The sequence below is a fragment of the Proteus sp. G2675 genome (genome assembly GCF_963886535.1).
Taxonomy (GTDB): domain Bacteria; phylum Pseudomonadota; class Gammaproteobacteria; order Enterobacterales; family Enterobacteriaceae; genus Proteus; species Proteus mirabilis.
Window position 1 is genome coordinate 70,441 of sequence record NZ_CAWPCB010000024.1, and the last position, 13,018, is coordinate 83,458.

General features: G+C 30.8%; 13 protein-coding genes. All 13 read right to left on the reverse strand.

The annotated features are described in order from the left end of the window. Window positions 1-4: 4 nt before the first annotated feature. The 13 genes from sctE to sctW all read right to left on the reverse strand — a co-directional run bounded on the left by sctE (window position 5) and on the right by sctW (window position 13,015). Complete coding sequence (sctE, locus tag AACQ49_RS06145; protein WP_017628509.1) at window positions 5-2,164, reverse strand: type III secretion system translocon subunit SctE; 2,160 nt, start codon at window positions 2,162-2,164, stop codon at window positions 5-7. 4 nt (window positions 2,165-2,168) lie between these two features. Next, window positions 2,169-2,687 (reverse strand): type III secretion system translocator chaperone SicA, encoded by a 519-nt coding sequence (gene sicA, locus AACQ49_RS06150; protein ID WP_004245829.1) that lies wholly within the window; start codon window positions 2,685-2,687, stop codon window positions 2,169-2,171. Window positions 2,688-2,808: 121 nt separating this feature from the next. After that, on the reverse strand, window positions 2,809-3,870 hold the full coding sequence (locus AACQ49_RS06155) for an EscU/YscU/HrcU family type III secretion system export apparatus switch protein (RefSeq protein ID WP_004245830.1): 1,062 nt from the start codon (window positions 3,868-3,870) through the stop codon (window positions 2,809-2,811). Next, window positions 3,863-4,636: a type III secretion system export apparatus subunit SctT gene (gene sctT / locus AACQ49_RS06160; RefSeq protein ID WP_020946301.1), complete on the reverse strand. Its 774-nt coding sequence runs from the start codon at window positions 4,634-4,636 to the stop codon at window positions 3,863-3,865. The genes AACQ49_RS06155 and sctT overlap by 8 nt, the downstream gene beginning before the upstream one ends. Before the next feature lie 5 nt (window positions 4,637-4,641). After that, complete coding sequence (sctS, locus tag AACQ49_RS06165) at window positions 4,642-4,890, reverse strand: type III secretion system export apparatus subunit SctS (RefSeq protein WP_004249210.1); 249 nt, start codon at window positions 4,888-4,890, stop codon at window positions 4,642-4,644. A gap of 5 nt (window positions 4,891-4,895) precedes the next feature. After that, the gene (locus tag AACQ49_RS06170) at window positions 4,896-5,555 is read right to left on the reverse strand and encodes an EscR/YscR/HrcR family type III secretion system export apparatus protein (RefSeq protein ID WP_161778940.1); all 660 of its coding nucleotides are present in this window, start codon (window positions 5,553-5,555) and stop codon (window positions 4,896-4,898) included. 3 nt (window positions 5,556-5,558) lie between these two features. Next, on the reverse strand, window positions 5,559-6,488 hold the full coding sequence (locus AACQ49_RS06175) for a FliM/FliN family flagellar motor switch protein (RefSeq protein ID WP_036971442.1): 930 nt from the start codon (window positions 6,486-6,488) through the stop codon (window positions 5,559-5,561). Then, window positions 6,485-7,663: a hypothetical protein gene (locus AACQ49_RS06180; protein WP_049218984.1), complete on the reverse strand. Its 1,179-nt coding sequence runs from the start codon at window positions 7,661-7,663 to the stop codon at window positions 6,485-6,487. The genes AACQ49_RS06175 and AACQ49_RS06180 overlap by 4 nt, the downstream gene beginning before the upstream one ends. After that, window positions 7,644-8,105: a hypothetical protein gene (locus AACQ49_RS06185; protein WP_036907331.1), complete on the reverse strand. Its 462-nt coding sequence runs from the start codon at window positions 8,103-8,105 to the stop codon at window positions 7,644-7,646. The genes AACQ49_RS06180 and AACQ49_RS06185 overlap by 20 nt, the downstream gene beginning before the upstream one ends. After that, entirely contained in the window at window positions 8,089-9,387 is a 1,299-nt protein-coding gene (gene sctN / locus AACQ49_RS06190) for a type III secretion system ATPase SctN (RefSeq protein ID WP_036900336.1), read from the reverse strand. Before sctN ends, AACQ49_RS06185 begins: the two co-directional genes overlap by 17 nt. A gap of 3 nt (window positions 9,388-9,390) precedes the next feature. Then, window positions 9,391-9,804, reverse strand: a complete 414-nt coding sequence (locus AACQ49_RS06195) for an InvB/SpaK family type III secretion system chaperone (RefSeq protein WP_004245838.1) — start codon at window positions 9,802-9,804, stop codon at window positions 9,391-9,393. 8 nt (window positions 9,805-9,812) lie between these two features. After that, window positions 9,813-11,912, reverse strand: coding sequence for an EscV/YscV/HrcV family type III secretion system export apparatus protein (locus AACQ49_RS06200; protein ID WP_004249202.1), 2,100 nt, complete (start codon window positions 11,910-11,912; stop codon window positions 9,813-9,815). A gap of 26 nt (window positions 11,913-11,938) precedes the next feature. Further along, on the reverse strand, window positions 11,939-13,015 hold the full coding sequence (gene sctW, locus AACQ49_RS06205) for a type III secretion system gatekeeper subunit SctW (RefSeq protein WP_004245840.1): 1,077 nt from the start codon (window positions 13,013-13,015) through the stop codon (window positions 11,939-11,941). Window positions 13,016-13,018: the final 3 nt, after the last annotated feature.

Here is a 13,018-nt window from a genome sequence, read left to right on the forward strand (position 1 = left end):
TTATTTAAATAGATATATTTCTTATCATGTCTGATTTTAATTTATTACTTACTGAAGATTTATCGCTGAGGTTTTTTAAAATATCTGTTATAGAATCAATATTCTCATGATAAGTTTCCATTATCTTATCCATTAATTTTTGAATAATATCTAAAACTGCAGTTAATTTTTTACTACCGGCAATAGACTGGATTATTTTTGACGCGATAACAGAACCATAAATATTAACAGTATTTGTTGCTGCTGAATTGGTTAACTTAGAAGCAACCACCGTTCTATTCAACATAATACTTGCTTTTTTAGAAATCTCTTTAGCTAACTGCTTATCAATTTTTTCCAGTGCTTCTTCAAGCGCTTTAATAATGATATCTTTGATCATTTTCCCCAATACCGCTTCAAGTCCATCATTGAGCACTTTTTTTAGTATTTGTCTAATTTGCTGATTCGATATTTTATTAACCGCATCTGAAATACCTTTCATGGCAGGTCCAATAACAAAACTCAATGCCGTAGCGGCAACAAATAAAACGACTGTGACAAGTATTTTAGTTGCCATTTTCAATTTGTCTTGTATTGAATTTTTCATCTCTTCGATGATTTTTTTATCTAGCCCTAATTCTTTGAGTCCATCCAAAGAACTATTAACTAAACTCACTAGAAAATCACTAACCTTATCGATAGCTTCCATAACCGCATCTGATATGGGTTGCATAATCTCATCCATAAAAGATTTATTATGAATAGATTGATACACTTCATCAGCAATAGTTAACCCAGCATCAGCAACAAATAAGGTTGTTGCGACTCCTATTAATACCATTGAAGAGCCAGCGGTAAAAATAGAAGAAACACCTGCAACAAGCGTTAATAATCCGCCTAATATTTTTAAACCAATACCAGCCCAAAACTGAATTTCTTCTTGTTTTTTGATTAATGATTTTTGCTCTTCAACTTTATCTTTAAGTGATTTTTCAGTCACCTCTTGCATTTCATTAAAAAGTTTCTGTTCACTTTCCGAACGATGTAACATGACCTTTAACGTCAACTCACGTGTCTTAGATAAAAGAAATGTCAGTAATGACATACCGGATAAAGAGTTAGATGCAATTTCAAGCTCCAAGGAACTTTGTGAAATAGTCAGTTCTTTAAATAGACCTCTTATTTCTGCTAATTGTTTTTTTATTGATTCACTTTCTTTTTTGTTGATCAATGCCTTTAATTCATCAGTATGTGAAGTAATTTTATTGATTTTATCTTCACTTAAAGAAATATTTGGTAGGTAATTAAAAGAATCATCAAAAAAACCATCCAATTTTTTAGATAAATTATCTAGTTCATCTAATGAAAGCTTAGAAAAATCACTAGGAAAGTTTAAGAAAGGGAAAACATCTTCAAGGGCTTTTTCCATATCCACTTTAGAGTGAATATTTCCTAATAATAACTGTTGAATTAATGAATCAGGAATATTGCAATTATTTAAAAAACTTTTAACTTCAGACTCTTTTTTGAAATTCTTTTCTTTTATTTGGTTATAAACTTCCATCCAGTAATCAACAAAAGCACCTTTGGTTTTATCAAGCTCATTGAAGCCAGATTTAAAAAGTTCTTTTAAATCATCTATGCCATTAGATAGCTTTTGTAATTTATCTCTGTAATAATCAAATTTCTCTGGATCTTTAATTTTATTCAAAATATCTTCATGTATAACATGCTGGTAAGATAATTGTAAAAATAAAAAATCATAATCTTTGTTGGATTTTTTATTTTCTAAATGATCGGGACTGGAAGTAGGTAATGATGAATTTTGTTGTGCAGATACGTCAAGATGATCATCTTTTTTTTTATTATTCTTCGGTTCTTCTTCTGCTAAGGAAGGCTTAGTATTGTCTTCATCATTTTCTAGTGAAAATGTCGTCATTTTATATTGTGGATCATCTTGAATATTAATTCTTTTCGCATTCCTCTCCTGTTCATGAGGTACTCTAAGAAGTGGTATATCAAACTTACTTTGATTCTCCTTCTGTTGTTGAGTAGTCACATAATTACTTATATTATTAATTGCATTTGCTTGCTTAGTAGTATTTTTAATAACATTTTTTACTTCTTCAGAAACAAAAGGCGAAGCTAATCTACTATGTTCATTACTTTGATTAATCTTATTCATACTATTATTCCTTTTCTTCCTTTTCTTCCTCTTTATTAAGGACAACAAGAGGAATATCTTTTAATAGCTCTAAATAGCTATTAGCCTTCTCTTTTATCGTTTGATCATTAATATTTTGAGCCACCTGATGAAAACAATATTTAGCTTTTTCTTTTTCACCAATTGATAAATTACATTGTCCAGCATAAAAAACAGGTCGATAATCATTTTTAGCATTTAGATAAGCTAAAGCATAAAGATCGATAGCTGCTTGATATTGCTTTTTTAATTGATTAACTGCAGCAAGTCCCATAATGTAATCAACATTATAAAAATCATAGAGACATAAAAACTTAAAAATCGCCTCAGCTTCATCTAACTTCCCTTTCTGATAAAAATCATACGCAAATGAATAAATCCCTTCCATAAATCCATCTGGAATTTCACTTTCATCTTTGATAGATGCGCCATTTTGTACAATAGAAACAATGTAGTTTGCGAGCTGATCTAATTCTTTTTCTGACATTTTTTCATATGCTGACATTATGATAATCCTTTCATCTATGATGAATAATTAATAATAATATTCTAACTTAATTATTAATTACCCACTTTAATAAAACACACGTCTATATTCATAATTATAAATATTTCGACTAAATTTATTAATTATTGATATAGTCCATTTCTTCTCGAGATAACCCTTCAATTTCTACTCTTTTTAGCCAAATAAGAACATCCATAACATCTAATAAATCTTGATCTATTATCACTTCAAATAAATGATATTTATGATGTAACTTCCTTGCTAATTCAGGATAACGAATAACGGGTGTACCAACTTTTTTGGCATAGGCCTTTACCGCTAATGCTTTAGCATTAGTACAACTCAATGAAACTATTGGCATTATGCCATTATCAGGATCGAAGTAGATACCTACCGCGACATGTGTGGGATTGACAATAACAGCTGATGAGTCGCGGATCACTCGTTTCATTGGCTCATCGAGTAATTCTTGATGAAGTTGTCTACGTACCGATTTTATTTCTGGATTTCCTTCCATATTTTTATGTTCTTGCTTAACTTCATGTTTTTCCATCATCATATCTTTTATGAATAAAAAGAAATCAGCAATAATATTTAAAATAAGAATAGGTATCGATAAAATAAAAAATATAAATATAAAACTAACAACTAATGAGCACCATTTATCAATCACCCCCTCTAAATCAGCGCGATATAGTATAACGACTTCCCCCATATGTAAAATCATGAAAACATAACAAGTTATTAAAAATATAATAATAAATAATATTGTTTTTAAAAAATCTTTTATTGTTCTTATGCTAAATATTTTTTTAAATCCAGAAATGGGGTTAATATGATTAAAATCAATTTTAATTGCTTCAGTGGCAAGTTTAAAATGGGAGCTAAATAGAGAAGGGATTGCGCCAGATAAAAAAGTCACAATAATGATCGGTAGTACAATATCAAAGAATAATTTTGATATAACTTCAACATAACTCTTTAAAGAAATACCTGTTGGATGCAGTAAAAGTGATTGATAAAATTGATTAAATTCATCCAACTTCACTTGATTAAATAAATATATAACACCAATGAAATAGACTAAACCAGAAACCAGTTCCTTACTTTTAAACGATTGTCCTTTTTTTGCTGAATCATCAAGCTTTTTCTGTGTTGGCTTTTCTGTTTTCTCAGCCATGATAAATACTCATAAAAATAGAATAAAAGTATCTACTGTTAAAAAAATGATATAATTCATTCGTCATTGCTGAGGTAAAAAAGAGCAGTAATACTAAAAAAGCGATAATACCTTTGATACAAAGAGAGAGAGAAAATGCATTTAGTTGAGGACAAAATAATGAATAAACCCCTAATGCAACTTCACTTAAAAACATAATAATTAATACAGGAGAAACCAAAATAATCGCCACTTTAACCATATCATTTAGCCAATGACCGATAAAATCGTAACCGATATTTTTATTAACATACCCAATAGGAAAAACATCGTAACTCTCTTTTATGGTACTCATTAAAACAACGAGCCCACCTGTAGCTAAAAAATAGGCCATACAAAACAATCCGGTTAATGACGCAAATTCTGACGATTCAATACCTGTAGTAGGATTAATTGTATCTCCTATGCTTGCTCCTCTTTGATTATCAACGAATTCTCCAAACGCAGAAGCTATCCAAAATGGCGTGGCAAGTAGCAAGCCGATAACTAGACCTATAATTAACTCACTAATTAGAACAATAGCCCAAGTCTCTCTTAAAACCCCTGTTATCGTGATGCTAGGTTTTATTCCTAATGCTATATAAAAAATAATAATATATTTTAATAATTGACTATTGAGAACTCGACTATTGAGGAATGGAATAAACATAAAAATAGGAAATAATCTAGCAATGAGCAAAAAAATATCGATTAAATAAGATTGTATATATTGCAACAGTACTAGCATGATAGTTACCCTGCTAACCCAATCGTCAACATCTCTTTAGCATAAATTAGTAACTTATCTCCCATCCATCCCATCATCATAAGTAAACAAACAAAAACCCCCACAAGCTTGACACCAAAAGGTAAAGTTTGCTCTTGTATCTGTGTGATCGTTTGCAATAGCCCAATAAGCAATCCAATAAAGGTCGCGATAGCAATAGGCGCAGCTGAAAGCAATATAATCAAATAAATAGCTTTATTAGCCGCATAAACCATATCCACTAGCTCACCGCCATCAAATCAAGATATTGATTAATGAGTCCCTTAGATAACAGTCCCCAACCATCCATAGCGATAAATAAAATAAGTTTTAAAGGTACAGATAATGTAATAGGGCTCATCATCATCATACCTAATGCTAATAAAATGCATGAGACAACTAAGTCAATAACAATAAAAGGCAAATAAAGATAGAAACCTATAATAAAAGCAGATTTTATCTCACTAAGTGCATATGCCGGTAATAATGATAAGAGTGAATTTTCTATGTTTTCTTTATCACCATCACTATTCGGTCTATTCTCTTGCGCTTGTTCAAAAAAAGCTAATAAATCAGGATCTGAGTAATGATAAAGGTATTTTTTATAATCGCCTAACGCCCCATTTGAAAATGACTCAATCGCATCTGGAGATGACATATCCACTTTATTTTCAATAATATAGTAACAAATGTTTTTAGTAATTGGTGTCATAACAAAAAGAGCCATCATTAAAGCGATAGCATTAAGTACCATATTAGAAGGAACTTGCTGTACACCTAATGCATTACGAGTCATGACTAAAACGATAGAAAACTTTAAATAACAAGTTCCTGCAGCAATAATAAAAGGAGCCAATGTGGCAAGAGCTAGGATCAAGATTAATTGTGTTGAGCTTTCCATATGTTATTCACATTTTATAGATAATTTATTAATTTCTACCGCTAACATATCTTTAATTTTGATTAATTCTCCTTGGGCAATAGCTTTACCATTTGCTAAAATATTAATATGACGAATGGCATTATCAGGTAAAATAAATTTCTTCCCTGGTGCTAATTCTTCAAGTTGATCAATTGATAATGTTTTATTGGCTAAAAGAAAAGATATTGTAATCGGAATAGCGCCAATTGAATTTAAATCAAGTGATTGAGCTAAATCAATGCTATCTTCTATTATGGCATCGTTTTGCTCATCCTCTTCATTTTCTTCACTATTTTCAACAATAACATCTAATGTCACACAATTACCCTCATCCCATGAAAAATAAAAATATTTTTTATCACCAACATTAAAAGAAAAATGAATATCATCTATTAATAAAACATCCCCTGGTAATATTGTTTTTAATAATGAAAGTGATATTTTACTGTACCCTAAAATAAAACTTGTTATAAAACCTATTTTATTTTTTGGAAATACTGTCAATTCATATTTCCATTTAATATCGCAAATAAAAACATGACCTAATGTGGTATCAACACAAGGATAGCAAGATCCTTTTTCAGTGCCTAAACAGATATTATCAACACATGATGACATTGGCTCTTTAGAAAAAGGAAATAATAATGTTGATAAAGATTGTGAAAAAAGAGCAATTAAATAGTTTTCAGGTACTAATTCCCAATCAATTTTTTTTTCAGGATATAAGTTATCCATGACTTGACTAACTGAAATTAATGCCGTTAAGGTTCCTAATTTATTCTCACATCTCAATACAAAATATAGCTGTTTTTCTGTTATTTTTTTTGTACCAAAGATAGAAGATAATATTACCATGTCATTAATTTTATTTGTTTCTTTATGGTTATTATCTACCTCTACGTTAATACTCATTCATTTTCATCCTCTCTTTCATAAATAGCATTAATAGAGTTGATATACCACGATTTATTTTTATGGCTATTAGTTAGATCTATGGATAACCCCCCATTATATTGCTTTAAATTCTCTAATGCTGTTTGATAAACGCGTCCTGAGGAAGCAATTAACTGAACTTGTTTATCAATAAAATGAATTTTAGCCTGATGATAACGACTCTTCCATTTTGTAAATGTATAAGTAATGCTGGGTGGTAGAGTCAACATAGATATTTTTTTATCTATTACTTGCCAAGCAGGTAGCTGTGAAACCATTTTGGCTACTTTTGGTAATGCAATTACCGTTTTTATTGGTGTAACTTGCGAAGAAAAAGGAACAACTTTATTAGTTTCAGTGATATTTTCTTGATAAATTTCCGGTTCTTCTTTTGTATCAACTTTTGATACGTTATTTAGCGGAATTGCCATACTAGACTCAATATTTTTGTATGCACTGTTATTCTCTTTCTGATGAATTTGAGCCTGTTTTTCCTGCTTAGTTGCACTGCTAACTAAATCAACATTATCATTATTAACGGGTTCTTTTTTAATTATTTTTTCTACTAACTTAATATACCGTTGTTGATTTATTTTTTTATCTACGAAAATAGGAAATACTGAACTCTTTTTTGCCGATAAGAATTCATTAACCATCGTTTTAACATTGTTTTTTCTTATTATATCTTTAATGACAGTTTTTTCTTCTATTCCTACATGGGGTTGTAGTTTGTATTTATCTATCTTAGATGTTTTTTTATTTATTCTCTGATCAGTGAGCTGTGCTTTTTTTTCTTCTCTTCCTATATATAAAGAGTTAAATCCTTTTTTTATATTTATATCTAAAGATATTTTTTTAGTTTTAGAACCACCAGATGATAATAAATACCGATGACTTAATAGCAAACCTTCATAATTTTCTGGCGTTTTATCTTCCTGAAGATCTTGCTCATCGTTATGACTGGCAATATTGTCTTTTAAACTCGCTATTTTTTTAAGTATATCTAATTTCTCTGCTAATTTTTTTATACTTTCAGGTGTAAGCTGACATTTATTCAAATACCTATTTACGCTATAAGACTCAGTTGGAATATCACTTTCCGTTTTTTCACTAGATAGCGTCATCTTATTTGAGTTAGATATTCCCTGAACCATATAATGCTATCTCCTGTATTTCATTCTGCTCTAACCTTTCAATATATAGCTCTTTCTCTAATGCTTTTCTTTCAAAATAAAGTGTCATTTTATTTTGTTTTTTGACGGCCTTTTGTCGTTGTTTTTTTAGCGCCTCACTCTGTTTTTCTAAATCATTCAGTTTATCCTTTATTTCTTCAACTTGAGCGACATAAAAATTTATTGAATGTAAAACAATAGCTTGCTTCCTTCTTTGTTGATGAAACGAATGAATTGAATAAATACCGGCTTTTTCATAAGCGGGTACTTCACTCTTTAAAGCACTAATTAATTGCTCTTGCTCTTTTTTCTTCTGTTCAGCTTCTGTAATAAGTTTTTTATATTTTAATTGTTCTTTTTCTATTTTTTTTTGCCGTTGGGCAATGGCATTAATCAATGCTTGATGCTTAAGCGGTAATCTCATACATTTGTTCTAATGTTTGTTGAAAATCGGCTTTTTCTTTAAAGGATTGAGTAAGAAAGCTTTCTATCTTGGCTTGTTTTCTTACCGCGATATCATTTAATTCGTTATCTCCTTCATGATATTCTCCTAACTCTTGCAATAACTTAACATCTTGTAATCGCATCAATATTTGTCTTATTTTTAAAGCAGATTTTTGTTGTTTACTATCAGTGACTTGTTGAAAAACCCGACTCACACTACCTAATACATCAATAGCAGGATAGTGCCCTGATGCTGCTATTTTTCGAGATAAATAAATATGTCCATCTAAAATAGAACGAATTTCTTCACCGATCGCATCTGGCTCATCATCACTCTCTAATAAAACAGTATAAAATGCCGTAATGGAGCCTGTTTTTGTTACCCCTGGACGCTCTAAAATAGCGGGAAGTTTATCAAATACAGATGCTGGATATCCTTTACGTACGGGCAACTCACCCGCTGTTAATGCGATATCCCTTAACGCTCGACAATAACGAGTCATAGAATCAATAAATAAAACGGCATTTTTTCCTTGTTGACGAAAATATTCGGCAACCGTTGTTGCCACTAAAGCCGCATTACACCTTTCTACCGCTGATTGTTCTGAAGTTGAGCAAATTAAAACCGTATTTTCACATCGCTTATGTTGCTTTAATTCTTCAATAAACTCTGTAACTTCTCTTCCTCGTTCACCAATCAAGCCAATAACAAAAACATCGGCCTGTGCAAAACGGATAATCATATTCATTAACATCGTTTTACCCGTTCCTGCACTAGCAAAAATCCCCATTCGTTGCCCCAATCCACAACTTAATAATCCATCAATAGCACGTATACCTGACTTAAATAGTGTTGTAATAGGCAGCCTATCACTAAACAAAGGTGGCCGACCTTCGATAGGACATAAGGTATTAAAGGTCTTCTCTGCTATTTCTGTATTAAATCGTAATAAGCAATTCCCTTTACTATCAATCATGCTGCCTAATATATGTGGGCCTAGGGCAACTGAAAATGTTTTTCCTGTTGGCTCAACTATAATTTGTAAAGAGTAACCTTGAGCGCTTCCCATCATACTTAATATTGCTATGTTATTATGAAACCCAATAACAATAGCTTCACCGAGAATATTTTCACTGAAAATATTCTCTTTTAGTTGGCAGACCTCCCCAATAAAAACATCACGTAACATCACTTCTAAAATATTTCCTTGTATTCGTAAAGGATGCGCTGCGTTATGAAACATTAGAAATCGGGCGTTCATTATTTAGCCAATAAACCGTTGATGTATACTATTCATAATTTGAAAATAGTCATCAATGGCTCTTGCCATGCTTTCTCCATTTTGCAATGCAATTGGCATAAATGATGCTCTTAATTCTAAAGAGTCCTCAATTCTCACCAAGGCCGGTTGTCCAGGGTAAAAACTTTCTGTTTGATTATTGATGCTATCTAATAATAATTCGGCACTAATTTGTGTAAGTAATTTTTCATCATAATCACAAAGCACCGACCAAATCATAGGAACCTCGTCAACAACCAATAAATTAATATCTGGCATATCACCTAAACTAATGGTAATGGTTGAATGGTTATCGATTGATTTCCCCCCTGAAAATAAATCATTCCGACCAATAACATTCATTGCATCCATAAGTAAGCTAGCAAGATCAAAAGACATAATCACTCCTAAATAGATTGTAATACATTAATTTCAATATCAGATGTTATCTCATCATAAGATAATACCGGTATTTGAGGATATTGAGTTTCTATTAGTTTTTTTACAAAACGCCTTATATCTATTGATGTTAAAAATATATAATCCTGAATATATTTAATATCATCAATAACCATAGATATTTTTTCTATTATCATATCTAATTCAGCAGGTTCTAAATTCAATAATGTGCCAGAAGAACTTTGTCTTATTCCACTACGAATTATCTCTTCCATATCGTTAGATAAGATAATTGCATTAAACTTCCCATCGGTTGAAAAAAAATAACTAATATAACGAGCAAGAAGCGTTCTAATGTGTTCAGTAAGTAGCACGGGATCTTTTTCTTTGCTCCCCCATTGAACTAAGCCCCCTATAATAGTCTTTATGTTTCTAATAGGAATTTTTTCTTGTACTAATCGTTGCAAAACATCATTTATCCTCTGAATAGAAACTTGCCTATAACACTCTTTTAAAAGCTCAGGGGCACTCTTTTCTAATTTATCAAGGATATCTTTTGTTTCTTGAATACCAAGAAACTCTGTAATATTTAATGTGATCAGATCAGAGAATTTTCTATAAAAGTAACTTTCTGAACGTTCCGCTTTGTAACCTAATGGCGCTAATTTAGATTCATCATCACGCTCAATCCAATAATGGGTTTTATTATCATCTTCAATACTTATTAAGTTAAAGCCTAAAGAGAGCAATTCATCATTAGGATTTTCTATATGAAAAAGAGGAAAAGGACAATTAAGTTCTTTTGCTTTAACTTCGTTAATTAAAATAATAATTTTATCGTCATCTATTTTATCTGAATAGTGAATCACAATATCTGGTAATAATATACCATATTGTAAAATAAATTCTTTTTGTAACCATTTTTCAAAAACTATTTTTGTTAAATATGGTTTTTTCTTAGTAGAAAGAGTGATGATTAATGGCAAAGTTTCAGCTTGTGATAAGGTAATATTTTCTGTTAATAAACTATTATCTACTTCTTCCCCATGTTTACCAGAAAATAAATTTGACATAAGTCCTTTTTTACTGTCGGCATTAGTAGCATTATGATTATCTTTTTCATCTTCTGTTTTATATTCTTTTTTACTACTCTTCCATTTTATTTTAAAAAAGTAAACGCCAAGCATTACAGATAAAATAAGAAAAACAGGTGTGGGAAATCCTGGTAAAAAACCGATACCAAAAGCCAAAATAGCTGTAACAAGCAAAGCAAAATCTTGTGCCAATAGCTCATTCATAATGCTATAGCCCAAATTATTATTTTCACCACCGACACGTGTTACAATAAATCCGGCACTAATAGAGATAAGTAAAGCAGGAATTTGTGCAACTAATCCATCCCCTATCGTTAAAAGTGTATATGTATGTAATGCCTCTGTAATAGATAACCCCATTTGAGCCATACCTACCGATATGCCACCAATTAAGTTCACGAAGATAATGACAATGCCGGCTATCGCATCCCCTTTTATAAATTTCATGGCACCATCGAATGAACCATATAATTGACTCTCTTGTCCTAACTCTTTCCTTCTGATCTGAACTTCTTCATTCGTAATGATCCCTGATTTTAAATCAGCATCAATACTCATTTGTTTTCCAGGCATACCATCCAAAGAAAAACGAGCCGCGACCTCCGCTACTCGTTCAGATCCTTTAGTAATCACGAGAAATTGCACTATGGTCACAATGGAAAAGACAACAAAACCTACAACAAGATTTTCACCAATGACAAACTCACCAAATGAGGTAATGATCTCTCCTGCATCGGCATCTAATAATATAAGACGGCTCGTGCTTATTGATAAAGCAAGCCGGAAAAGAGTTGTTATAAGCAATAATGCAGGAAATGTCATAAAGTTCAGTATACGTTTAATATAAAATGAACTCATAAAGATAAGAATTGCAATAGTAATATTTAAACCTATAAGAAAGTCGACCAAATAAGTTGGCAAAGGTATAATTAACATCATTATAACCAGTATCATCACTGATAGTACGATAAGTTCTGGTTTGTTTTTTATTGCTAATAGAAACTTATAAATCATAAACTTTGCCAATAATTAATTGTTTTTTATTTTCTTAATTGATATTGCTCTTGCTTAATATAATTATCTATAATTTTTTGTATCATTATTTGGCATTCATTTCTAAAATCATCAGATAAGTATAATAATTCAGGATATTTATTGAACATTGTCTTTAACTGTTGTAGCAACCTCATTTTTATTTTAATAAAATAACCTTTCCATTGATTATCCATAAGTGATATTAAATATTTTTCCATTTGTTCTGGAGATATCATTCCATTAATAGTTAGTTGATAAAAATCATCTTCTTTTATAAAACTCTTTAAATCTTCTTTAACTAAATTTTCTATATTCATTTCTATAAAGCTATATAATAATCTTAATTTATTTACCTTTTCCAAAAGATAACCAAACTCTGAACTTTGGGAGCAACTTGGCATTAACGATTTCATATCACAAATCAAGCTCTGTGTTAGAAAATTCAAAATAATTGAACATTTTTTTATATCATATTTTTCTATCCACATTTTGAAAAAATAAATAGGTTCAATATCCAGAATAATGTAACTACGGTAAAGGTCTCTTAATACTGATGCATCTAAACAAAGTAATTTAGCAAAGGCTTTAGCTTGGAGAGCAATATTAATGCCCGCCTTAATTTGCTTACCCTCCTCACCTGCAAGTAACCTATTGATCTCATTTTCAATACCTGCATCTAATTGTGCACCTAATTTTTTTTTCCTAAGTAATTCTCGTAAAACCATAACGAGATCACTAGGATCAGGGAACATTTTACGTAAATATTGCAATAATTCCTGTAAACTTCTCCCCGATTTTCTAAATTGAAGCATCACCTTATCAAGTTTCTCATCAGCACCATCTTCTGCAATATATAAAGCTTCTTGCCCTTTATTGGCTTTTTTGTCTAATAATTTTCCTAATCGCTGAGAAAAAAGAGTTGCCACCATAGACATATCATCAGATATTTCTATTAATTGATTTTGATAATTTTCACTTTCGTTTATTTGTGGTTGCTTATATTCTATGTCTTGCTGACTTTCTTTACTAATACTGTTGCTGGCACCATTTGTCGAAGTTGCAGTATTAATTGGTCCGATCATAAT